At 60.1% G+C, this 22,680-nt stretch carries 18 protein-coding genes, 2 tRNA genes and 1 pseudogene; 11 read left to right on the top strand and 10 right to left on the bottom strand.

The genetic code is table 11. From position 1 onward, the window contains the following. Window positions 1–58: 58 nt before the first annotated feature. Window positions 59–1,408, bottom strand: a complete 1,350-nt coding sequence (gene cca, locus DV709_RS06550; protein WP_117592808.1) for a CCA tRNA nucleotidyltransferase — start codon at window positions 1,406–1,408, stop codon at window positions 59–61. 145 nt (window positions 1,409–1,553) lie between these two features. Between cca and DV709_RS06545 the strand changes: the two genes are divergently transcribed. The 6 genes and pseudogenes from DV709_RS06545 to DV709_RS06530 all read left to right on the top strand — a co-directional run bounded on the left by DV709_RS06545 (window position 1,554) and on the right by DV709_RS06530 (window position 4,898). After that, a tRNA-Asn gene (locus tag DV709_RS06545) sits at window positions 1,554–1,626 on the top strand. A gap of 133 nt (window positions 1,627–1,759) precedes the next feature. Continuing rightward, window positions 1,760–1,894, top strand: a pseudogene (locus DV709_RS18390) (homing endonuclease associated repeat-containing protein); the annotation flags it as partial. Window positions 1,895–1,951: 57 nt separating this feature from the next. Beyond that, window positions 1,952–2,461, top strand: a complete 510-nt coding sequence (locus DV709_RS18385; protein ID WP_394338686.1) for a homing endonuclease associated repeat-containing protein — start codon at window positions 1,952–1,954, stop codon at window positions 2,459–2,461. Between the two features lie 29 nt (window positions 2,462–2,490). Then, window positions 2,491–2,598 (top strand) — tRNA-Ile (locus DV709_RS06540). 173 nt (window positions 2,599–2,771) lie between these two features. Then, a complete protein-coding gene (locus DV709_RS18380; RefSeq protein ID WP_117592806.1) occupies window positions 2,772–3,014 on the top strand; it encodes a DUF7563 family protein in 243 nt (80 codons plus the stop codon). A gap of 273 nt (window positions 3,015–3,287) precedes the next feature. Further along, window positions 3,288–4,898 carry a DUF7845 domain-containing protein gene (locus tag DV709_RS06530; protein WP_117592804.1) on the top strand — a complete coding sequence of 537 codons (1,611 nt, stop codon included), beginning with the start codon at window positions 3,288–3,290 and terminating at the stop codon, window positions 4,896–4,898. A 323-nt stretch (window positions 4,899–5,221) separates the two neighbouring features. Here DV709_RS06530 and DV709_RS06525 read toward each other — a convergent pair whose 3' ends face one another. Beyond that, the gene (locus DV709_RS06525) at window positions 5,222–7,099 is read right to left on the bottom strand and encodes a HEPN domain-containing protein (RefSeq protein WP_117592802.1); all 1,878 of its coding nucleotides are present in this window, start codon (window positions 7,097–7,099) and stop codon (window positions 5,222–5,224) included. A gap of 432 nt (window positions 7,100–7,531) precedes the next feature. Here DV709_RS06525 and DV709_RS06520 point away from each other — a divergent pair, with 432 nt between their 5' ends. Together DV709_RS06520 and DV709_RS18375 are read left to right on the top strand one after the other, a co-directional pair. Continuing rightward, window positions 7,532–7,819, top strand: a complete 288-nt coding sequence (locus DV709_RS06520; protein WP_198665658.1) for a hypothetical protein — start codon at window positions 7,532–7,534, stop codon at window positions 7,817–7,819. Between the two features lie 208 nt (window positions 7,820–8,027). Beyond that, window positions 8,028–8,288 (top strand): DUF7386 family protein, encoded by a 261-nt coding sequence (locus DV709_RS18375; protein WP_117592800.1) that lies wholly within the window; start codon window positions 8,028–8,030, stop codon window positions 8,286–8,288. Between the two features lie 25 nt (window positions 8,289–8,313). Here DV709_RS18375 and DV709_RS17665 read toward each other — a convergent pair whose 3' ends face one another. After that, complete coding sequence (locus tag DV709_RS17665; protein ID WP_157972670.1) at window positions 8,314–8,856, bottom strand: hypothetical protein; 543 nt, start codon at window positions 8,854–8,856, stop codon at window positions 8,314–8,316. 36 nt (window positions 8,857–8,892) lie between these two features. Next, window positions 8,893–10,218, bottom strand: coding sequence for an ATP-binding protein (locus tag DV709_RS06510; protein ID WP_117592798.1), 1,326 nt, complete (start codon window positions 10,216–10,218; stop codon window positions 8,893–8,895). A gap of 1,004 nt (window positions 10,219–11,222) precedes the next feature. On the opposite strand from DV709_RS06510, the gene DV709_RS06500 reads away from it, so the two are divergent. Continuing rightward, the gene (locus tag DV709_RS06500) at window positions 11,223–12,236 is read left to right on the top strand and encodes a tyrosine-type recombinase/integrase (RefSeq protein WP_117592796.1); all 1,014 of its coding nucleotides are present in this window, start codon (window positions 11,223–11,225) and stop codon (window positions 12,234–12,236) included. 192 nt (window positions 12,237–12,428) lie between these two features. Then, on the top strand, window positions 12,429–13,781 hold the full coding sequence (locus DV709_RS06495; protein WP_117592793.1) for an FAD-dependent oxidoreductase: 1,353 nt from the start codon (window positions 12,429–12,431) through the stop codon (window positions 13,779–13,781). Window positions 13,782–13,814: 33 nt separating this feature from the next. Here the strand turns inward: DV709_RS06495 and DV709_RS06490 are convergent, their stop codons facing one another. Beyond that, a complete protein-coding gene (locus DV709_RS06490) occupies window positions 13,815–14,426 on the bottom strand; it encodes a DUF6663 family protein (RefSeq protein ID WP_117594165.1) in 612 nt (203 codons plus the stop codon). A gap of 125 nt (window positions 14,427–14,551) precedes the next feature. On the opposite strand from DV709_RS06490, the gene DV709_RS06485 reads away from it, so the two are divergent. After that, window positions 14,552–15,697, top strand: a complete 1,146-nt coding sequence (locus tag DV709_RS06485; protein ID WP_117592791.1) for an ATP-binding protein — start codon at window positions 14,552–14,554, stop codon at window positions 15,695–15,697. Between the two features lie 130 nt (window positions 15,698–15,827). Here the strand turns inward: DV709_RS06485 and arcD are convergent, their stop codons facing one another. From arcD to DV709_RS06460, 5 genes are all read right to left on the bottom strand, one after another. Next, window positions 15,828–17,306, bottom strand: coding sequence for an arginine/ornithine antiporter ArcD (gene arcD, locus DV709_RS06480; RefSeq protein ID WP_117592788.1), 1,479 nt, complete (start codon window positions 17,304–17,306; stop codon window positions 15,828–15,830). Between the two features lie 201 nt (window positions 17,307–17,507). Beyond that, window positions 17,508–18,716: a hypothetical protein gene (locus tag DV709_RS06475; RefSeq protein WP_157972669.1), complete on the bottom strand. Its 1,209-nt coding sequence runs from the start codon at window positions 18,714–18,716 to the stop codon at window positions 17,508–17,510. Window positions 18,717–18,852: 136 nt separating this feature from the next. Beyond that, window positions 18,853–19,812, bottom strand: coding sequence for a bifunctional 2-dehydro-3-deoxygluconokinase/2-dehydro-3-deoxygalactonokinase (kdgK1, locus tag DV709_RS06470; RefSeq protein WP_117592784.1), 960 nt, complete (start codon window positions 19,810–19,812; stop codon window positions 18,853–18,855). A gap of 90 nt (window positions 19,813–19,902) precedes the next feature. Next, the gene (mutL, locus tag DV709_RS06465) at window positions 19,903–22,149 is read right to left on the bottom strand and encodes a DNA mismatch repair endonuclease MutL (RefSeq protein WP_117592782.1); all 2,247 of its coding nucleotides are present in this window, start codon (window positions 22,147–22,149) and stop codon (window positions 19,903–19,905) included. Further along, window positions 22,142–22,549 carry an NUDIX hydrolase gene (locus DV709_RS06460; protein WP_117592780.1) on the bottom strand — a complete coding sequence of 136 codons (408 nt, stop codon included), beginning with the start codon at window positions 22,547–22,549 and terminating at the stop codon, window positions 22,142–22,144. The genes mutL and DV709_RS06460 overlap by 8 nt, the downstream gene beginning before the upstream one ends. Between the last annotated feature and the right edge of the window lie 131 nt (window positions 22,550–22,680).

The raw sequence follows: 22,680 nt of genomic DNA, 5'->3' as shown, positions 1-22,680 counted from the left end.
CGCTGCTCGCTGTTCTCACGGCCGCAACTCGATGTGAGCGACGCGCTACCCGCGGTTCTCACGGCCTCGGTTCGAAGTACTCGCGGAGTTCGTCGCCGAACTCGTCGGCCAGCATCGCCACGTCGTCGCCGACGAACACGTCGTATCGCTCGTCCAGCGCCGATTCGACCTGTGCGCCCAGCGCCACGTCGAACAGCGCGTCGCTCCGCAGGAGCGCTTCGGGCGTCGTGAACTCGCGCTCTCGCTCGACGACGTAGCGGTCGCCGTCGATGAACGGACCGTACACGTCGGCGTCGCGTTCGTATTTCTCGAAGAAGCCTCTCGCGTGTTCGCGCACCGCCACCGGCGGGCCGTCGTGACGCGAAACCCGCGACCGCTCGGCGACCGAACACTCGACGAACAGCGCCGCCCGGTCGTCCGCCATCGTCGTCGCCCGCAGCGGGTCGAAGCCGCGGCGGTCGAGTTCGGCGACGACGCCCGATAGCGACTTCTCCAACTGCGGGTAGAGCTGGTCCTCGACGACGTTCGGCGCGTCGAAGACGACGGCGACGGGGTGCGTCCCGCGCCGCGAGAGCTGCTCGCGCACGTCGACCCGCGAGTACGGTCGCTCGTTCGGCGGGAAGAACAGTTCCTCGCGCGGGTCGGCGAGCAGGTCGCGGGCGTAGTGCTGCAGTCGGGCGACGTTCGCCGCCGAGAGCACCGCGGCGACGTTCCGCTCGGGGTCGGTCGGGTCGACGACGACGAGCGGGTCGTCGAACGTCGCCCGGCCGTGGTTCTCGGGGTCGAACTCGACGGGCGGGTGCCAGTCGGCGGCGGCGCGGAGCAGCGGCACGAAGCCGCCGAGTTCCAGTACGAGAAGTTCGGAGAGATAGCCCGAGAACCCTTTCGTGCGGAGGTCGCTGCCGTACGCGCCGATGCCTTTGAGAAACCGCTTGAAGACGCGGACGTCGCCGCGGAGGTCGTCCAACCGCGCGTCGAGGTAGGCGTTGTGGAACGGCGTTCGGTCGACCGCCGACTGGATGTCGGTCGCCTCGGGGACGGCGTAGCAGGGGACCAAGTCCACGTCGAACCCCTCGAAGTCACCTTTGACGTACGGGTGTTCGGCGTACTCCTCGTGACCGCCGGGCAGGACGGCGCGGCCGACTTCGAGCCCGTAGCGTTCGAGTTCCTCGCGGGGGAGGTCGGGCGGGAAGCGGACGAAGAGGTCGATGTCGCGGTCGCCGGAGAGCCACGTCCCGCGGGCGGTGCTGCCGACCTGAACGGCGTCGGCGTCGACGGGCAGGTCGGCGACGGTCGCCTCGACGCGCTCGCGGAGAGCGGAAACGGCCGCGGCGAGGGCGGCGCGTTCGTCGGCGTCGGGGTCGATGCGCTCGCGGACGGCCGCGACGACGCTGTCGAGGTCGGTCATGGCTCGCCGTTCGGCCGGTCGTGGCGAAAGCGTGTCGGTGCGTGGACGGCGTACGAGCGATGGTTTCGGGTGTGCGACCGACAGACGCGGTCGGGGGAAAACGAAAGCCCTATCAAATCAACCCGAATACGAAAGGGTGCAGCAAGCCGTCGTAGCTCAGTTGGTAGAGCACCTCGCTGTTAACGAGGTGGTCCCAGGTTCGAGTCCTGGCGACGGCGTCGTTTTTCTCTCGTTCCCCAGATTCTTATTGGCCTCTCGCATATCGAAAACGAGTTGACAATGGGTGAGTTCTATGGTAACTAGTATACGACTGTAGACGAGTCAAACGACGTTGCCCGCTCGTACGAGGCGCTTGTCGTTTCCGTCCGCGAACTGACGGCTGAACTCGGCCATCCGCCGACAACACGAGAGGCACAAGCCGACGGACGATTTCCGTGTTTAGCTCGGATTTATTCTCTGTGTGAAAGTTGGTCCGAACTGTTGGACGATGCGGACGTCGACCCTACGCAACCCGAAAAATACGGTCCAGAGGCGCGGATACGGATGGTTCGGGATCTTCGGGCAGTGTTCGCTTCGACTGAAGGAGGTACCCTTACAAGCCGACAATACACTGAGCACGGGAAATACCCGACGAGCGTCATCAAATCTCGATTTGGTTCGTGGTCAACGGCATGTTACGTGTCTGGAATCGCGTGCGGATCGAAGCACGGTACGGCGTGCTTTGGACCGAAGAACGAACGACTCGACAGTCGGCACGAACTGGCTATCGCCGAGTACCTAACCAAGAGAGAAATCTCATACGTTCCGCACCCGAAAATCGACGATACAGATTGGGTCGGGGATTTCTACCTCCCGGAGCTTCGTCTCTGGGTGGAAGTGGACGGATACTCAGAGAACGGTCGTCCAAACTCTCGGTCGTTCTCCAAGAAGTTGACTTATTACGAACAATCAGACAAGTCTCTGGTAGTCGTCGCTGATGTAGACGAATTCCGAACCGTCATCCAAGAATACCGGTGTCGAGATAACGGCTCCGCTCCGGATTCGGCAGACTAAATAGGTGCCATCTGTTTGACTTCGATGAAGGGCCCTTAGCTTAGTCTGGTTCAAAGCCCCCGGCTCATATCAGCCACTGTCTGAGACAGTGGCTGTGGGATACCGGGTGATCGCTGGTTCAAATCCGGCAGGGCCCATTCAGTTACTGCCCGTTTCTGAGCCGAATGCGATTCGGCTGGATTCGGACGAACTGGGCCTTCACGGGACGAATTACCAATCCAGAGCGACCGCCAAAAATCCGGATACCAACCAGTTACTGGTTGGGGGTCGCCGCAGTCTTGCGGTTTTACGAGCCGGAGGTGTCCGTTAGATGGCAGTTCGTCTTGGACTGCCGGAGGACGAGAACAGCTGTATTCACTGCGGAGCCCACGTTACTGACGGATTCCGCCGTGTGTTCGGTGACCGGAACCATCGAGTCCACCGCTGCAATAGCTGCGATAGCTACGCGCGTCTCTCGCGCGGGAGCGCAGCCGGACGTGAGGTTCGGATTCCCGATCCTGAGACTGCCGAAGGTCGCCACGGCAACACGCCGAAGACGGAGCAGTTCCAATGAGTCCGCTTCGCCAGGCGTGTGAAGTTGCGGAGGTGGCGACGTGACTCAGCACGATCTCTCCAGCTGGGGAGTTGACGTTGAGGAAGTAGTGTGTGACCGTCGCGGGGGCGACGATCACGCCGAAAGCCATGTCAGGAATTCCGAGCCGGAGCATATCGAGTACGATTTTTGCTCCGATTGTGAGCGACGAACGCCGACAGTTCGCGAACGCCCGCTTATCGCGAGTGGTGTGCCGTTGTGCGGTGGATGCGCCCTCCGCAGGGAGGGTCTGCTATGACCCACGTCGCCACGGCTCCGCACGAGGCTGAGGGGCATCTTATCTTTCCCGAACATGGTCTCAGTCCCTACTGGGCTGTGTCCAAACTGTTGCACCAGGGCTTCAACGGCTACTCCGGTGAAGTCAACTTCGAGCACGACGGCGATCCATGGCACGTCAAACTCGCCTACTCTGACTCGAATATCGCGCCTCGACCCTCCGACGGAATTTCGCGCTCGACGCTCTACGAGTACGAGATTCACTGTGAGGGGCTTGGACAGAAGAAGGCACACTTCAACGTCTCACCTCGATTCGAGGAGATGCGTAACCCCGACGGTGAGATTCTACGGATCCCGTGGCAGCCAGGAGGCGAAGGAGTCGACGTAGACTTCCACGGGTCGAACCTCGAACCCGAGGAGTACCCGTCGCTACTGCGCGCCGCGTTCTGCGCGCTCGCTGACGAAGCGGCGCTGATGGTTCGGAGAGACTACTTCACAGAGGTCCACGACTCGTCGAACCTCTACACCTACGAGCAGCACGTCCGGCTCTCGCGCGACATGGCTCAGAAGCTTGTTCGTGCTGGAGGGACGTTCTACCGACTCTTCTTCCTGCTCTCTTCTGAGCAAGGGACGAAATGGATCTTCGCTGGCGACAACGAGGAGATCGTTGGGAAGAACCATCGGCTGAAGCTCTGGCCCGAGGCCGCGCAGAAGCTTATGCCGACGAACTCACGAGGAAAACAGCTGAAGTGCTACCATCCGAAGTACGTCAGATCAGAGGAGACAGGGGATGACGCGCTGTTTCACCCGAAATTCGGTGTGTTGTTGAAGAAGGCGTTCAACGACGGACGGGCGTTCGCTTGGGGTGACCTTCGGGAACTGCGCCGCGAGATTGAGGAGACGGTGATCAACGTCCTCCCTTGGGCGGGCATCCCGACCGACCCGCACTCGCCAGGAACGTACATCGAGGACGACCACTTCGCGCCGGCCGAATCCGACATTCGAATTGCTCGCTACGACGATCCATCGCCGGAGATCGAGGCTCACGAGGAAGCGCTCCTAGTGACCACACTACGCGAATTGAGTGAGGGAGCAGGAGAGATGGTCTACGAGCTGGCGACCGACGGCGGCCGCCACTACGAGGAACTCGCTGACGACACGGGCTACTCGGTGAGCACGATCTACCGCTACCTGCAGGAACTCGGTGACCTGGTGCGGAACGACAACGGCGACCTCGACCTCCGTTCACTCAAATTCAAACAGGAGGTGGCCGCTATCGCTGAGCAGACGGATCGGTTCGTCCGGTCGAAAGCCGACCGTGCAGCGAAGCTCATCAATTCAGAGACGCGAGAAGCCGCAGACAGCGCGTTGCAGAATTGGATGACTAAATGGGCGGTGGATCTCGCCCGAGGCGACGATGGGGCTGTTGACGGCTTCAGAATTGGAACGCTGGTCTCAGTCGCCAAGTCAGATCCACTACTGCCGCACATCAGCGAGGCGATCAAGGAAGGACGTCGAGCGTGGATCCGCGCTGGCCGCGACGCGGTTCAGTACGAACGGATGATGTTCGAGTCGTCTGCTGACGGTGAGGAGTGGTTCACGCGGAGGGTGAGTAGCTGGATCGGCTGACGACAGCCCTCGTGAGTGGCAACGCTGTTTCTGAGTCAATTATCCGGCAATCGAAGCCTCATTTTCTCTGCTAAATCAGTCTAACCACAATTTCGGGTGGACACCCCGACTCGTCGCGAGCTGTGCTTCGCTCCGATCGAGGCGGAAATCTTCCCAGCGAATGGGAAGATCCCCTTAGGGAGTGTGCCTAAGGGCACTTGCTAAAAATATACCCCGCTTTTGCTGGGAGGTAAGCCAGCCCACTCGAAACGAAGCCGATTCCGACTCGCAGAAGCCCTGTTCAAGAAACGCCATTCTGGACAATAGAGCTGTCTGAATTGTTTTTATTCTATCTCATAGTTTCTGAATACAGTCTCCCACGGATCTGTCTCCTGGAAGGAGCCTATGTTGATACTCATCACAATCAAACTATCTTCACGGATCCGCTCAATTCGTAGGTTCCGGTCATCAACCAAAGCTTCAATCTCTAATCCTTCACCGAACTTGAAATCCTCCTCCTTATCCAAATTTGAAACTGTCAATATTGGTGTGATAAACTGACCATCTTCCGCAAACTCAATGTTTCCCGAGACATCGCCTTTCAGGGCACCCTCTCCATTATACATAGTTCCCGTGAACGAATACACCGTATCCACCTCGAACCCATCAGATTCGAGTTTGTCGATCCACCCCTCATAGGCTGCCTGTTTCTTCGCTCGGAAATATGTGAGAAGCGCTGACATCGATGTGACTCCGTCTTCGTTGATTGCTTCAGCTATCTCCTGCAAGGCCGTCTTAAGAACTCCTCGCATCACATCAACTTCACCACGAGTATCGACCTGTCGCAATCCAGCATGAAGCGCCTCATTCCTAAGTTCGTATATCCGCTGCAATGCCTCTCGGAACGTCTCTAGATCTGAGTCGCGGACTTTGCCTAATAACAGCCCTTTCTCGATCGCTTCATCACGATAGACGTGACCGACACCGACGATAGTCTCCAGACAGGCAATGTAAAAAATAATAGTATCGATGTCGCGGCGGCTGTTGTTGCCCTTCCGGAAGAAATGAAGGCCACGTTTTAGCTTGATACTGAGTGGTGACTCGTGTTGTGAGGCTGGGACAAGTATATCGAAAATTCGGTCGATATCCCACTCGAATATAGTCGCAGTCGAGCCGTGTTCGCTGACCGACGATGGCGCACAGTGTGATTCACCGTTATCACGCCAGACAAGATACTTGGCCTTTTCATTGAAATGTGGTTCTTCGACTTGCGAGAGTGTATGGGAATATGAAAATAGGTCAAGGATCTCTGAAAGCCGTTCAAGTGCCCGGTCGCGGCCGTCGTACGTACCAAAAGCATGGATGGGGAACGCAATTAGTGTCTTTTCTTCCAACATCTTGGCGACCGTGAGTTCGTCGCCGGGGCTGGTTCGATCGTAGAGATCGAGATCGTCAATATCGTCATACGGGTAGATGTCGATGAGGTCATCAACCTCTAACTCACCCGGTGGGACAATCGCGTACACAAAGTCATCGCGGTAGACCGGATCAAGGACTTGAAGACCGGAGACGAAGAATACGTAAGTCCGCTCAGCCCGCTCTTGGTTAGCAAAATCTGCGATCCAGCTGAACACGTCATCGAAGTCCTCATAGAAATACCCGATAGTGTGATTGAGATTGTACAGATCACGTCGGTGCCACCCCCGTTGTACTAGATATTCGTATAGTTGTAGAAACTCCTCCTCTAGCGTGTCTTTAGTTCCAGTTTGGTAGGGATCGCGGAAGGTGTCTGCGTCAAATGAACCACGATACATTTGTTGTTTCAGCTCGCCCAGAGCGGATTCCAATTGATCCTTCAGTTGGACTCGTGTACTGTGGTTGATCTGGGTAAGACAAACGTTGATAAATTCGTTGACGGTAAATGAGATTGGATTCAGAGAATCGTCTAACGATGCGTCGAGTGCCTGGCGGATATTTTTCCGCTGGTTCCGCTCTCTTTGGCGTAGCTCAATGAGAGGTGGTCTAACATCTTTGATATGACTGCGTTGTTGTTGACTCAAGTCGCTGTACAATGCTTCGAAATCATCGAGAACTTGTTTGGATGACCATTGCATGGTGGTAAGTCGATTTTCTAACTGGCTGATCTGTTCCGTTGTTAACCGCGAGATATCCGGATAATCGAAGCATTGGCGGAACGTGGCTATGAAATCGTCTTGATCCATAACTCAGAAATTACATTGGTGTGATAAAAATTGGGCGTCGTTCTGACGAAACTCTGTGTTGGCAGTGGACTCCGTCCAGCACTAATTGTTCTCCTCCACGCGCGTCTTATATATTCGATCCGACCCCGATCAGAGCGCCCATCGCGTCAAGGACGACCGAAGGGAAGTCCGCCATGGGCATGAGCCGGAGTATCCAGAGAGTAAACAGGGGTTATTTTCCATATCCACCAATCCATCCCTCCGCAGTCTCCCGATTCGACTCCTTACTGTGGATAGCCTCCTGACCCTCTGCTTCTCTCTACGCAACGGATCGAAACCAGAAAACCCCGACAGAACTACCGAGCCACCAAAATATCGGAGTTTCACTCCCTCACCTCCTGGCAACCATGCATAATTAAGTACCATGGGATGGCCGCGGTGGTGGACACACTAATGCCAATCCGTAAACTCAGCAACCGGGCCGGTACACCGACGATCTCACTCGACAAAGGCGACCTCGCGCTCGACGGGATCATGGACGACGACGGAACCATCCCAGATTGCCAGATGATGCACCTTCAGCGAATGGGAGAAGGCGTCTACGTCGTGCGTGCGATCCCGAATGGCCAAGAAGACCCCAAGCCACTCCGCGAGACTGAGATGGTGCAGGGACTCGCCGCGATGAAACTCCATCAGGAGCAAGAAACGAGCAAGCGTCTGGAGACGGGTGCTCAGTTCTAACCCCTCCGGGTCAAGCGCAGATGTATACGCAATCCTCGATGTATGCACCCTCCCGGCGTCTCCGGTGAGTGAAGGTGCATAGAAATCGACCCTCCGTTCGGCGTGATCGCGACGACCGCGACGGTCGAGCGGTCGGGGTTGATAACGAATCGCTGTTGAGTGACCGCAGATTCACGCACTGGACCCCCCGGTGCATATCCTCGTTTATATGACCAAACGAACTAGCCTGAAGTTGACTGACGATCGCCAGCTGTTGTTAGAGCAAGCAAGTGAGATCGTGGCGAGTGATCCGAGTGACGACCCGCCGATGTCGGTGGTGATCGACGCGGCGCTGACGCATCTGGTGCAGAGTCGCGATAACTTAGAGGACGTTCGAGATCAGTATCCGCCACAGACGGTGAAACATTGTTGTAATACCGACGTGGTTGGGCTACGGTATCGGACGAATATCGAAAGTCACTGGCGATAGAGCTATTTAGTGTAATAGAAAACCATCAATAATATATGAAATCTCTCAAATCTTTATAGACTCTATTGCAATATTCCAAATAGATCCATATTTTCCGACGGTGTTGGCTGCGTTTTTCTCCCTTTTTGATATTTGTGGCTGCTTCCAAATCGTCCTTAAACGCTGCTAACTTGAAACTATGATCTATATTTCCGTTATTAAGAATGTCACAATTAAAAAACTCCATGTCGATGTTTTGATGCACTCGATTTGCCGTTACTCTTAACAAACCACCATAATGTTCATCAAGTTTGTCATTCAACTCGGTTAAGAATGCAGATCTTCCATCATTATCAAAATCAACTAATAATAGTAGATCTACATCTCCGAATTCCGTAGCGTGGGATCGAAATTTCTTAATTACTTCAGAACGGCCACCTTCTGCTTTGTATAGATACTCTACCTTCGGATCGAGCTTATGTTGTCTAACCCTTTGATCTTGATCGTCGTCTGATTGTTGATCTATGAATGTGTCATAGTCCCTAACTGTCCAAGTATGTCTGTCATGGACTAATGAGAGAAAGTCCACATCGTGATGTCCTTCACTGAAAATGATTGTAGGCATTTATATCCCCCGAAGATCTGACCCAACTTGCTCAACTTCATCTTTGGATTGCTGATAGCTTAGGGATTTAGGGACAGAACCAGATAACTGCAATAACCGGAAATTTTCTTCCAAATAGTCTCCATGAGTCCTATTTAGTGAAGGTGAGAAAAACCCTTCAATCATGTCTATGTTATGTGTAGTAATAAATAACTGAATATCTTTCTCTTGGTTTATCTCTATCAGCTGTCTAATGAGGTTTTCTACATATCCTGGATGCATATGAACATCAGGCTCTTCAAGGAGCAGAACATCTCCCTGCTTCTGTTCGTCAAAGAGTTCCCAAAGAATTCCTACAATTGTTTTGAAGCCGTCACCCATAAAGTCGTACGGGATCTCTCCTTTCTCTGAATCTTCTTTGAAGACTAAACGATCGAACGCAAAGTCTTCAAGATTCTCTACGATCCCGCTTTCCTTTAAGTAGTCCTCGATATCGCTAGTTCGAACCGCAGCATTCTCTTGGCTAAGGTCAAGCTTTTCTGGATCTGCAATAGGGTTGGAAATTAGGTTTATACCATCTATCTTTGGAGGGTCTTCGCCCACAAACCGATCTCCGCCGAACCGTGGTGTAAGGAATCCCCGGAATGAATAATGTAGATTAGTATACCTCTGTCTATTTGATTCCCCCCTCTCTTCTGAATCAATATTAAACTGATTTTGCAACTTCTTGACGGAATGGTTTATGATTATACTTCTAAGTCGGTCAAAACCACTACCCAAATGTATGTAGGGATAGGTATCTCCCTCGATTTCTACGATAATCAAATCTTTGCTCATATTGGACAAAATCAATTCTTCAGAAATCTCAGTAACACTTTCATGTAATATATCTTGAAGAGTTTCGCTGAAGGTGTCCCGGTCTTCAATTCCCATTCTTTCCATGATTGAGTTGCTTATCCTAACAGGATACTGTTCGTTTAACTGTAGTACTTCTTCAACAGTTTTAGAAAAGCTTCGGACAACCTCATTTTCAGTTGGTTCTCTCAAGCCGAGTTCTCTATGTTTCCCTCTTTTTCCATCCTTAAGCGAAAATTCATCTAGAGTTTGTTGCCTCCGGGAAAAACGACTTTCTATTGAAGCAGAATCACTATTTTCATGGACTATTTTGTCGAGATGTTTTGAGAAACGGGTGATGTTTGACGGATTAAAAACTAAATCGGCCGATTGCAAAAAAGATGTTTTCCCCATATTGTTTCTCCCAGTTATCAGATTGATTTCACTGGGTTCAAACTCCAAATACTCCACCGCCTTAAATCCACTCACACGGAGATAGTCAATATGGGTCATAATCTTAGTTAGAAACCAACAGGCAAGTTGCTTGAGTTCTTCGGTCTTCAGAGAATGTACAGAAAATCCCAGATTAGGCTCTATGTTATTAACCCCGTCGACAATTCTTGAAATTGCTTAATCTTCTGTACTCTCAATCCTTGAAGTGTCTATATCTCCTTCAAGCCAAGCTCGTCCTCTGTTGGAAAGTTGGTAAATACCCCTGGACTCGTCATAGTATTCTACAAGACTCTTTTTCTGAAGTAATATAATATGCTCCCTTACAGTCGTACGAGCGTAGTCTGTGTTTTCAGCGATTAGCGCAGGAGTCAATACTAACTCCCTATTCCCTTCGTTTCTCAATCGCTCGAGAATGGCACGGTCCGCTGGTGTCATCCACGAAGCCAGCGGTGCACGCATATGTTACGACACTGCATCCGAGTTGTATTACTATTTTCATCTATCCCAAATACGTGTTAATCTGCATCTAATTCGTACAGTATTGTAGGTAAGACTTAAGTAACCGACCTACAACCCTGTGGGTGACGGAAGCTAAACGCGGATCTGACTGTCATCAGGTCCAGTAGAAAGCAGCGGACCGGTGGTAGTGACACCGGGTCCGCGATAGCTCCCGTAAACACAGTACGGAAGCATGTATACGCAAACTCCGAGGGGTCTTGAACCCCTCTCAAAAGCGGACGATTCGCTTATCGCCTGCCCGGCCTGCTCGACGTTGCCGGGAGACCTCGCCTGCCTCGAACACTTGAAGGTGTTCTTGGGTCCATGAGTTTCACTTTCGCCGATACGGTCAGTTTCACTCTGCACCCATGGCTGAGCTTTATAGCAAAACCATCAGAATTGCTCGACACGCCAGCGGTCCATCACGAGCGCGCTAAATCTTCCAGGACCAGCGCACTCGTGGGCGACCGCGGCTCCCAAAAGGAAGCCATGCCAGCATACGAAAACCCCCTTTGTAAGCATAGCGGACGGAACGAAAGTAGTCGCACCGTCGGAGGTGTTTCCGCATGAGCGGCAACCTCCAACCCCTCGATCCGGGAAGGGCACTGAAGCTCTATCTCGACGCTCGACGCGACGAGATCACTGAGCAAACGCTTCGGGGTCATCGCTACCGACTCAGAGCGTTCGTCGCCTGGTGTGAGGAAGAAGGAATCGAGAATCTAAACGAGCTGTCTGGGAGAGATCTCTACGCCTATCGAGTGTGGCGGCGCGAGGGGAACTACGGCGACCTCGCAACGCTCCGGGCGTTCCTCCGCTTCTGCGCGGACATCGACGCCGTTGACGAGGAGTTGTTCACTCAGGTTCCGCTCCCGGCGGTGAGTGACGCCGAATCGGTGAGCGATACGACGCTCGAAGTGGCTCGGGTGACCACGATTCTGGATTACCTGGAGCGATATCACTTCGCCTCTCGCAACCATGTCGCGCTCCTGCTCTTGTGGCACACGGGGTGTCGAGTCGGCGCGCTCCGTGGAGTCGACCTGAGGGATCTCGACTTGGACGGCAGTCGGACGAACGGGAAGGGTCCGGCACTGAAGTTCAATCACCGTCCGGAGACGGATACGCCGCTGAAGAACGCCGAGAAGGGCGAGCGGTGGAACAGTCTCTCGGATTTCGTCGCACACGTGGTTCAGGAGTACATCGACGGCCCACGTATCGACAAGATGGACGACCACGGCCGCAAACCGTTGATTTCGACTCAACGGGGTCGGGCGTCGGTGTCGACGATTCGAGATTCGATGTACTGTGTGACCCGACCGTGCTGGTACGGCGAGGAGTGTCCGCACGACCGTGATCCGGACGAGTGCGAGGCGACGTATTATCTGAAGGCGTGCAAGTGCCCGTCTTCTCGGAGTCCGCACGATGTTCGGAGTGGCCGGGTGACGGCGTATCGGTTGAATAACGTGCCGCGTGAGGTGGTGGGTGATCGGTTGAACGCGTCGGCACAGATTCTCGACAAGCATTATGATCGGCGTTCGGAGCGCCAGAAGGCCGAGCAGCGGCGCAAGTATTTGACAGAGTGATAGCCATGATGTTCAATTCACAATCTCGTAAGGAAGCGTATCGAGGTGTTCCGGCAGGGCCCATCCGCCTTCTGTCCGGGTCGTACCTGCGCCTCCGAACCACTACCTCGACGGCGAGATATTCGCGGATGAAAAGTGAGTTAACCACCGGGAGACGACGTACCGACACGAGACCGAGTATCACAGCTACCTATGCCTGAGAACTACGATCTGATCATCGTCGGCGGCGGAATCAGCGGGGCGTCGTTGCTCTACGCGGTGTCGAACTTCACCGACATAGAGAGCGTCGCGCTGTTCGAGAAAGAGGACGAAATCGCGGCGGTCAACTCCCACCACACGAACAACTCGCAGACGCTTCACTTCGGAGATATCGAGACGAACTACACCCTCGAAAAGGCCGAAGAGGTCAAAGAGGGCGCGGAGTTGCTGGCGGGTTACCTCGAGAACGTCGACCCCGACCGGGAGATGCACAGCAAGCGGAGCAAGATGGTGTTGGCAGTCGGCGACGAGGAGACCCGAAAACTGGAGACGCGCTACGAGGACGAAGGGTTCGGCGACCTGTTCCCGAAACTCCGCGCCATCGAGCGCGACGAGATCGAGGAACTCGAACCGAACGTCGTCGAGGGGAGAGACCCCGACGAGCGCCTGTTGGCACTGCAGACGCCCGACGGCTACGTCGTCGACTACGGCGAGACGTCGGCGTCGTTCGTCCGGCAGACCGAAGACCGCGACGGGGTCGACGTGTACACCGGAACGAAGGTGACGAACCTCGTCGACCGCGGCACCGGCTTCAGCGTCGAGACCGACGCCGGACGTTTCCGCTCGGACGCCGTCGTCGTCGCCGCAGGCTCTCACAGCCTCCAGATCGCCAAGGAGATGGGTTACGGCGAGAACATGTCGCTGCTGCCCGTCGCGGGGAGCTTCTTCCTCGCCGACGACCTGCTGAACGGGAAGGTGTACACGCTGCAGATGAAGAAACTCCCGTTCGCGGCGGTCCACGGCGACGCCGACGTCCACGACGACTCCATCACGCGATTCGGTCCGACGGCGAAGCTCGTCCCGGCGCTCGAACGCGGCCGCATCTCGACGGTCGGCGACTTCTTCGACGTCTTCGGACTGAACGCGGACTCCTTCCTCAGTTACGCCAACATCCTCTCGGACCGCATCCTCCTCCCGTACGTCCTCCGGAACCTCGTGTACGACCTCCCGGAAGTCGGGAAACGGGCGTTCCTGCCGAACGTGCAGAAAGTCGTCCCGTCGGCGGAACTCGACGACATCGAACGCGCGAAGGGTTACGGCGGCGTCCGGCCCCAGATCGTCGACACGGACGCGAAGGCGCTCGACATGGGCGAGGCCACGATAAGCGGCGACAACATCATCTTCAACATCACGCCGTCGCCCGGCGCGTCGACCTGTCTGAAGAACGCGATGAGCGACGCCAAGCGCGTCGTGGAGTTCCTCGGTGACGACTACGAGTTCGACGAGGAGGCGTTCCGCGCGGAGACGATAGACAACTTCCCGAGGCTCGAAACGGTAGAGCCGTAACGCCGTTCGGTTCTCTCTTCCGGGGCGACGACGCTACTCTCGCGGACGGTCGTACGTCTCTCGGACCGTGTTCGCCAGCATTCCCTCCTTCTCGAAGACGATGTAGACGACGACGAACTGCCCGTCGGCGGGGCGCATCACGAACAGTTCGCGGGGGGCGTCGTCTCGCTCGTCGTTCACGCGTTCGACGAGCGGGTCCAGCGGGAGCACACCGCTTCGGAACTCGTCGAACAGGTCGCGCGCGCCCGGCTGTTCGGCGAACACGTAGAGCGCGCCGTTGGGTCGGCCGTCGGTGTCGCGCGTCACGCGGGAGTTCATCCCCTCCCCGGCGGCGACGGCTTCGTTCCAGGTCTCGCGGGCCGCCTCGAACAGCCCCGTGACGTCATCGACGAACTCCAGACGGCTCCGGCGTTCGACGGTGACCGCCTCGAACGCGGGCGTTCCGTCGTCGTCCCACGCTAACGTGGCCTCCACGACGTAGCCGGGTCGAAGCGCCGAGACGTCGTCGGCGAGGTCGCCCTCGTAGCCGTCGGTCCGGACGTACGTCGGGTCGAACGAGTCGTCGTCCAACGCGACTAAGAGCAGTTCGTCGGGGTCGCGCGGGCGTCCGAACACCCGGTAGCGGCCGCGCGTCGTCAGTTCCATACCCACCAGTTCCGTTTTCGACGGCATAAGGTGGACGATGTCCGGAGCCGACCACCCGACAACCGCGGGACGCGACGACGTGATACTCTCATAACAAAACTTATTGCAGAGTGACTTTCTCTCTCATGTATCATATCTCTCTCCATATGAAATCTGTCGGACGCACTCTGGGATATCTCGCAGTTTTCGGGCTCGCAGTCGCTACAGCGGCGGTGTACGCGGTCCACGGTCTCCGCGGGACGACCTCCGCGGCGACGTTCATCTTCGGCACGTTCATCCCCTTCTGCGTCGCGCTCATCCTGTTTCTCTGCGGGGTCTGGCTCACCCGTCAGGAACTCGACGACTCGAACGTCGCCAAAATCGGGTTCTGGTGCGTCACCGGCGTCGTCGTCACCTGCGGTATCGTCGCGCTGATGATGCTGTATCAGCTCTCCGAGGGAATCGTCCTGAGCAACTGGGGGGTCGTCTTCGTCGGCGGGACGACGAGCGGCGCGCTCGTCGGCTTTCTGGTCGGCGTCTACGACGTCCGGCGGCGAGCGACGGAACACCGTCTGGCGACGGAACAGGAGCGCACGGTCAGACTCAACCAGCGGCTGCGCGTGCTCAACCGAGTACTCCGTCACGACGTTCGGAACCGCTCGAACGTCATTCTCGGTTACGCCGACCTCCTGACCGACGACGACGGCGACCTCGAGGCACACGCCGAAGTCATCGAACGAACGGCGCTCGACCTCGTCTCTCTCGGTGACAACGCCCGGCGAATCGAGCACCTGCTCTCGGACGCCGAGCGGACGGTCGTCGACCTCGAAGCGCTCGTCGACTGCGAGGTCGCGACCGTTCGCAGCGAGTATCCCGAGGCGCACGTCGAGACCGACCACGCCGGCTACGACGAGACGGGGTCGGTTCGGGCGAACCAACTTCTCGGCGTCGCGGTGAACAACCTGCTGGAGAACGCTATCGTCCACAATCCCGTCGAAGAACCGCTCGTACACGTCTCGCTCGAGTCACACGACGACGACCGCGTCGAACTCCGCGTCGCCGACGACGGACCGGGCATCCCGTCCGACGAGCTGTCGGTGTTTCGGTCGGGGCGGGAGACGCAGCTCGCTCACGCCAGCGGCATCGGCCTCTGGCTCGTCAACTGGATTATCGACGACTCCGACGGCACCGTCGACTTCAACGGCCGGAGCCCCCGCGGAACGGTCGTTCGCGTCTCGCTGCCGGTCGTCGACGAGACCGACGTCGACGCACCGAAACTCGTCCGCCGCTGACCGCGACGTCTCGGGGTTCGGGGTTACCGGCCACTCGCTGGTCCACGTCGTCGGTTGGTCGTCGTCAATCGTCGGTTGGTCGTCGCCAATCGTCGGTTGGTCGTCGTCGATTAGTTATCGATGGTCGTCGTCAGTCGTCGCCGATGGACTCGACCGCGCCTCGAATCCCGGCGGTCGTCTCCTCGTCCTGATACGTGATACGCCAGCCGGTGACGCCCATGAAGATGAGGATGAGCGGTGAGATGAGGCCGAGGAAGTAGTACGGCGCGTACTCCAGCGTCGGGACGCCCAGGACGCCCGCCATGTAGACGCCGCCTGCGTTCCACGGGATGAGCGCGCTCGTCGTCGTCCCGGCCGCTTCGACGGCGCGCGAGAGGTTCCGACTGTCGAGGTTCTTCTCCTCGTAGATACCGCGGAGGCTCATGCCGGGGACGACGATGGACATGTACTGCTCGGCGGCGAGGACGTTCATCCCGAACGCCGAGACGGCCGTCCCGGTCGTGATGCCCGCGACGCTGTGGAGGCTCTTACTCAGGTGGTATGCTAAGACGGCGAGCACGCCGGTCCGCTCCAGTAGTCCGCCCAGCGCCAGCGCCGCGACGACGATAGTGATGGTCCACGACGAACCGATGAGGCCACCCGTCTCCAGCAAACTGTTGACCAGGTCGACGTTCGTCTCCGGCGCGGTCCCGTTCTGGGCGACGTCCCAGACGTGGATGAATCCCTCGACGCTCAGCCGTCCCTGCGCGACCATGCTGGTGAGCGCGCCGGCGAAAACGCCCGCCGTCAGCGAGGGAAGCGCCGGCAGGCCGTACAGCGCGAGGCCGAACGTCACCACGAGCGGCAGAAAGACGACGGGGTTCACCGAGTACGCGCCGACGATGGCGCTCTGAATCTCGCCGACGCGCCCGGCGGGAATCGACCCCGTCGCCGAGAGGCCGAGATAGCTGTAGAGGACGAGCGAGATGAGCAGCGCGATACCCGTCCCGACGCGCATCGTCCGTATGTGGGTGTAGAGGTCGGTGTTCGTCACCGCCGACGCGAGGTTCGTCGTGTCGGACAGCGGCGAGATCTTGTCGCCGGTGTACGCCCCGGTCAGCACCGCACCGGCGGTCATCGGGGCGGGAACGCCGAGACCGGAGCCGATGCCGATGAACGCGACGCCGAGCGTTCCGGCGGTCGTCCACGACGACCCGACGGCGAAGGCGACGCCCGTCGCCAAGAGCGCCGTCACCGGCAGGAAGATGTCCGGCGACAGCAGTTCGAGTCCGTAGTAGATGAGCCCCGGGATGGTCCCGGCGTCGGTCCACGTCGCGATGAGCATGTAGATGACGAACAGGATGAGAATCGCCTGCATCCCCATTCTGAGCCCGTCGACGACGCCCTCGTACATCCGCTGCCAGGAGATTCCGTACCAGAACCGACCCACGAGACCGGTCAGGACGATTCCCCACAGAAGCGGCATGTGCGCGTCGAGTTCGAGCCAGATCGCGCCCACGCTCAGAAACAGCAGCATGCCGACGACCGGGACGAGCGCCTGTCCGAGCGAGGGGCGCTCGTCCTCGGGGATGTCGTCGTACGCCAGCGGTTCGAACGACAGTGATGCCATGTACACTCCACGTATGCGGCTGACGCATTTGTATTTGGCTATTCATGCGCACCAATTATTGTAACTTCGAGAACACGTGATACAGAGTCCCATACAGGGTGTGCGAGTCGTCGGGCGACGGGCTCGCTCGCCGCGTGCGTCGTCGACGAACCATCGACGATCGACGGCGATCGTCCTCGCGCGGTTCTACACCCGTCGGTTCTACGCCCGTCGGACGAGTGCGAGCGCGCTCAGAACGACCGCGAGTAGCCCCGCACCGACGCCGAAGCCGGGCATCTCCGTCGACGAAGCCGTGGCGTCGTCGTCGGTCTCGCCGTCGGTCGATTCGTCGCCGGCCGTCTCCTCGCCGCTTCCGTCGCCGGTCGTCTCCTCGTCGTTCCCGTCGCCGGTCGTCTCCTCGTCGCTTCCGTCGATTTCGACCTCGCGCTCGGAGAAGTGGTTCACGGCGACGAGCACGTCGGCGCTCGCTTCGGCGCTCCCCTTGGTAACCATGTAGGCGGAGTTGTCGCCGCCGTTCGCGGCGCTCTCGAGTTCGCCGTACGACGAGGCCTCGGCGGCCGCCTCGCCGTCGACGGTCACCGAGACGTTACCCGCGGCCCGGGAGACGCTCGTGATGAGGACCGTCCCCTCGTCCCCGGCTCGGTCGACGGTCATCCGGACGGCGTTCTCGCTCTGCTCGGCCGTCTCGACGGTCGTGTCGTCGGCGTACGAGACGACGTCGGTCACCGTCTCGCCGCCCCGCTGCATCACGTGTACCTCGGCGGCGGCCTTCCCCTCGCTGACGAGTCGCTCCTGCTCCTTGTCGTCCTCGGAGCGCTCGCCGTCGTACGAGCGGAAGACGAGCCTGTCGTCTGCGCCGAGTTCGGCCGCGACGTCGCCCTCCTCGGTGACGGTCACGTTTCCGTCGCCGACGACGAGGAACGCGCCGGTCGTCCCGTTCGCCGTCCGCACGACGACTCGGTCGCCCTCCGTCTCGGCCTCGGTGTCGCCGCTCACGTTCGCGCGAACGAACTGTCCTTTCTCGCCGCCGGCGTCGACGACAAGGATGCCGTGTTCGTTGTCGTGGGCGTCGAGGCTCGCGCCGCTGTCGGCTTCGACGTTTGCGCTGGTCTCCGCTCTCGACTCCAGCGATAGCGCGCTCCCGTCGAACGACGTAAGTACCGACATCGACACGTCGGCACCGACGCCCGCGCCGCTTTGCGCCTCCTCCCGCGACTGGACCGCGACCGACTCGAACACCGTGTCGCCGCCGACGGCGTAGTCGACGACGGCCGACTCGCCCGTCTCGAAGGAGACGTTCGTTCCGGAGTACGCTTCGCTCTCCGCGGCACCGCCGGACTGCCCGCTAACCGCCGGTGCTGCGCCCGCCAGTACGACCAGTACCGCCATCACTGCCGCTACTCGTTTCATCGTGTTCGCTCCTAACTAGGGGCTCCTTGGAATACCTTGTGGCCGAGTGTAAAGTCACTAATAACTGACTTAGAGCGCGTCGAATACTTCTCCCCCAGGTACGGTTCTTCGGCCCGGCGTCGGTTCTCCGTCGAGACTACCGCGAGATTCCCGCGCCGTCCTCGTCGACGACGGCCTCGACTTCGTCGCGCGTGACGACGGCGATGTCGCCGTCGATGGTCCGCTTCAGCGCCGCCGTCGCCGCCGCGTACTCCAGTCCGGTCGCCACGCTCTCGCCGTCGAGTCGCGCCGCGAGGAAACCGCCGACGAAGGCGTCGCCGGTCCCCACGGCGTCGACCGTCTCCGCCTCGTAGACGGGTTGCTCGTGCGTCTCGCCGTCGTGCAGTGCGAGCGCGCCGTCCTCCCCCCGAGTGAGGATGACCGTCTCGAAGTCGTAGTCGTCGGCGAGTCCGCGGACGAGGTCCTCGGGGCTGCCGTCGCGGCCGAGCACCTCGCGCGTGTCGCGCTCGGCGGCGACGAGCACGTCTACCGCGTCGAACACCGCGCGGTAGCCCTCGGCCGCCTCCTCGTGGCTCCAGAGCTTCGAGCGGTAGTTGAGGTCGAACACCGTCGTCGCCCCGGCGTCGTTCGCCGTCTCCAGCAGCGTCGCCGTCGCTTCCGCCGCGGCGTCCGACAGCGCCGGCGTGATGCCGCTCGTGTAGAACGCCTCGCTCTCGCGGACGCGCTCCAGCGGGAGTTCGTCGACCGAGACGGTCGTGACGGCGGCGTCGGCGCGGTCGTAGATGACGTTCGTCCCGCGCGGCGCGCCGCCGTGTTCGATGTAGTAGGTGCCCATCCGCGTCTCGTCGTCGTCGGTCCACGCGACGGGCGTCTCGACGCCGTGGCTCTGCAGTTCGACGACGACGCGCCGACCCAGCGGCGACTCGGGTAGTTTCGAGAGCCACGCCGACTCGAAGCCGAGACGCGAGACCGCGGCGGCGACGTTGCTCTCCGCGCCGCCGACGCGGAGGTCCAGTTCGTCGGTCGTCTCCAGTCGCTCTCCCTGCGGCGGCGAGAGCCGAAGCATCGTCTCGCCGAACGTAACGAGGTCGGTCATGCTCCCCGGTTCTTGCGAGGGTCACATAAGTTCGGGGAGTTCCGGCGGATATACCGGTCGGGCCGCCGGCCGACCTCCGGCGACCTCCGACTACTCCTCGGCGCGCCGTCCGGCGTGACCCGGATAGTCGCGCTCGAACCGCGCTTCGATGTCGTCGCGGTCGAACGCGATAATCACCGGTCGACCGTGCGGACAGGCGTAGGGGTTCTCGCAGGCGTCGAGCGCCTCCAGCAGTTCGACGACCGACCCCTCGGTGAGCGACGTGTTGCCCGTGACGGAGGGGTAGCACGCCAAATCGGCGAGCAGCGAGTCGGCGACGGCGTCGACGGTCCGCTCGCCGCCGTCGTCCTCCTCGGCGACGAACGCGCTCACCACGTCGCGGAGCAACTCCGGTTCGAGCGTCGCGTCGAAGACGGCCGGCACCGTCCGAACCTCGACGGTCCGCTCGCCGCTGCGCCCGGCGTGGAAACCGACCTGCGCCAGCGCGTCGGAGTACTCCTCGAACAGCGCCGCCTCGCGCGCGGTCAACTCCAACTCGACGGGATCTGCGAGCGCCTGCGTCGGCGTGTCGCCCGCGAGTTCGCTCTGCAGGCGCTCGTAGTTGACGCGTTCGTCGGCGGCGTGCTGGTCGACGAGCACCAACCCGTCGGGCGCCTCGGCGACGACGTAGGTGTCGTGGAGTTGGCCGAGCACGCGCATCCGCGGCAGGCTCTCGAACGTCGTCTCCGGCGTCGCGTCGTCGCCCGAGAGTGTTCGCTGCGTCGTCGGCGCGGTGACGACGCCCGAGAGCCGGGCGTCGTCCGGCTCCGACGCCGGCTGACTCCCCGTCAGCGACGACTGCTCGCGCTCCGCGTCCCGGAGGGTTTCGGCCGTCGAATCGGCCGCAGACGGTCGCGCCGCCTCGGCCGGCGTCTCTGCTGTGTAACTGCTGGTCTCGGACGCGCTCGTTTCGCTCCCAGTCCGTGTCGACTGCGCCGAGCGAGCGTGCGCCGTCTCCGAGACCCCGTCCTCGGACGACGAGTCGGCGCTTCGAGGCGGCCGCGACGACCCGCCGTCGGACGAGTTCGTCCTCCCGTCCGTTTCGGGAGTCGCGCTCCCTTCCTCGTCACCGACCTGAGTCGGGCGTCTGTCGACGCGACTCGTCCGCCCGGCGACGTCGCTCGCCGCCTCGTGGGCGGTGCCAGCGCCGCCGACGACCTCCGAGTCCGGGCTCTCCCCGCCGTCGCCGGGTCGAACCGTCGTCTCGTCGGGCGCGGAGAGGCCACGCGGGGCCGACGAGCGGACGAGGCCGTGGTCCAGTAACGCCGCTTCGACGGCGTCGGTGACCGCGCGCTTGGCGCTCGACTCGTCGTCGAATCGGACCTCCATCTTTCGCGGGTGGACGTTCACGTCGACGGCGTCGGGCTCCACGTCGACGAACAGGACGGCGAAGGGGTAGCGGTCGGGCGCGAGCTGCCCGCCGTAAGCCTCCAACACCGCCTCGCGGAGCGTCGCGGCGGTGACGTAGCGGTCGTTGACGAACGTCGAGAGGTACTCGCGCCCGGCGCGGGTCGTCTCGGGGTGGCTGACGACGCCCGACACCGACTCCACGGGGCCGGGACCCTCGGCGTCGTAGTCGACGCGGACCATCGCTTCGGCCACCTCGCGGCCGTACACCGCGAGCACGGCGGAGGGCAGGTCGCCGTTGCCCTCGGTGGCGAACACCTCCCTCCCGTTGTGTTCGAGCGAGACTGCCACGTCGGGGTTCGCCAGCGCGTACTGCGTGACGACGGTGTTGACGTGGTCGAACTCGGTGGGGTCGGTCTTGAGGAACTTCTTTCGGGCGGGCGTGTTGAAGAAGAGATCGTCGACTTCGACGGTCGTCCCGGCTGGACACCCGGCGGGTCGCGTCTCGCCGGCGTCGCCGCCCTCGACGGTGAGTTCTGCCCCGGCGCCCGCGCCGCCGGTACCGCCGTTTCGCGGCTTCGAGCGAACCGTGAGCCGCGACACCGCGCCGACGGTGTGCAGCGCTTCGCCCCGGAAACCGAGCGTGCCGACGCCGGCGTCGAGGTCCGAGATATCTCGTATCTTGCTCGTCGTGTGTTTCTCGACGGCGCGTTCGAGGTTCGACTCGGTCATCCCGACGCCGTCGTCGCGGACGCGGATACCCGCTTTCCCGCCGTTCTCGACGGCGACTGAGACGCGCGTGGCGTCGGCGTCGAGGCTGTTCTCGACGAGCTCTTTCACCACCGACGCGGGCCGCTCGACGACCTCACCCGCCGCGATTTGGCGAACCGTCGCGTCGTCGAGCGCGCGAATCCGGGCTTCGTCCTCGTGGGGGCCGTCCGGCTCACCCATCGCCGTGAACCTCCCACGCGCAGACGACCGCCTCGGTCTGAGTCTCGCTCAGGCGCTCCGCGGCCGTCTCGACGACGACCCAGTCGTAGTCGGTGTGTTCGGCGCTCAGCGACACCGACTTGCCGTCGGCGGTGCAGCAGTAGTAGACAGCGAAGCGGCCGCGACCCGAGTCGTTGAGCCACGCGTGCGTGTGGACGGGTTCCTCGACGTCCGGGTCGAGACTGGTCTCCTCTTCGATTTCGCGCCGCAACCCTTCGACGACGGGTTCGCCCGCTCCGAGGCGACCGCCGGGGAGTTCCCAGCCGCCGTCGCTCGCGCGGCGAACTACCAGTAGCTCTCCCTCGGGACCGAACAGCACGCCCCGCAGGCTCACCGTCGCCCGAAGTGGTTCCTCGGTCATCTCTCCCTGTGTAAGTGTGCTTGCTGCTCTTGTACTTTCGCCATCAGTTCAGCGGACTGCCGGGTGTGACGGAGAGTATCGTACGCCGTCGACACCGGCGGGACGTACTTTTCCGGACGACGGGGTGTCGG

The sequence above is a fragment of the Haloprofundus halophilus genome, from assembly GCF_003439925.1.
GTDB classification, from domain to species: Archaea; Halobacteriota; Halobacteria; order Halobacteriales; family Haloferacaceae; genus Haloprofundus; species Haloprofundus halophilus.
Note: the sequence above shows the minus strand (reverse complement) of the source record. Positions and strands in the feature narration are given on the sequence as shown.

Bases quoted from the DNA above. Each gene is read 5' to 3' on its own strand.
- DV709_RS06500 (WP_117592796.1), top strand. From the start codon at position 11,223: ATGAGCGGCAACCTCCAACCCCTCGATCCGGGAAGGGCACTGAAGCTC.
- DV709_RS06495 (WP_117592793.1), top strand. From the start codon at position 12,429: ATGCCTGAGAACTACGATCTGATCATCGTCGGCGGCGGAATCAGCGGG.
- DV709_RS06475 (WP_157972669.1), bottom strand. From the start codon at position 18,716: ATGAAACGAGTAGCGGCAGTGATGGCGGTACTGGTCGTACTGGCGGGC.
- DV709_RS06460 (WP_117592780.1), bottom strand. From the start codon at position 22,549: ATGACCGAGGAACCACTTCGGGCGACGGTGAGCCTGCGGGGCGTGCTG.
- DV709_RS06510 (WP_117592798.1), bottom strand. From the start codon at position 10,218: ATGACCCATATTGACTATCTCCGTGTGAGTGGATTTAAGGCGGTGGAG.
- mutL (WP_117592782.1), bottom strand. From the start codon at position 22,149: ATGGGTGAGCCGGACGGCCCCCACGAGGACGAAGCCCGGATTCGCGCG.
- DV709_RS06525 (WP_117592802.1), bottom strand. From the start codon at position 7,099: ATGGATCAAGACGATTTCATAGCCACGTTCCGCCAATGCTTCGATTAT.
- DV709_RS18385 (WP_394338686.1), top strand. From the start codon at position 1,952: ATGGTTCGGGATCTTCGGGCAGTGTTCGCTTCGACTGAAGGAGGTACC.
- DV709_RS06520 (WP_198665658.1), top strand. From the start codon at position 7,532: ATGCCAATCCGTAAACTCAGCAACCGGGCCGGTACACCGACGATCTCA.
- DV709_RS18375 (WP_117592800.1), top strand. From the start codon at position 8,028: ATGACCAAACGAACTAGCCTGAAGTTGACTGACGATCGCCAGCTGTTG.
- DV709_RS06490 (WP_117594165.1), bottom strand. From the start codon at position 14,426: ATGGAACTGACGACGCGCGGCCGCTACCGGGTGTTCGGACGCCCGCGC.
- DV709_RS06530 (WP_117592804.1), top strand. From the start codon at position 3,288: ATGACCCACGTCGCCACGGCTCCGCACGAGGCTGAGGGGCATCTTATC.
- DV709_RS06485 (WP_117592791.1), top strand. From the start codon at position 14,552: ATGTATCATATCTCTCTCCATATGAAATCTGTCGGACGCACTCTGGGA.
- DV709_RS18380 (WP_117592806.1), top strand. From the start codon at position 2,772: ATGGCAGTTCGTCTTGGACTGCCGGAGGACGAGAACAGCTGTATTCAC.
- kdgK1 (WP_117592784.1), bottom strand. From the start codon at position 19,812: ATGACCGACCTCGTTACGTTCGGCGAGACGATGCTTCGGCTCTCGCCG.
- arcD (WP_117592788.1), bottom strand. From the start codon at position 17,306: ATGGCATCACTGTCGTTCGAACCGCTGGCGTACGACGACATCCCCGAG.
- cca (WP_117592808.1), bottom strand. From the start codon at position 1,408: ATGACCGACCTCGACAGCGTCGTCGCGGCCGTCCGCGAGCGCATCGAC.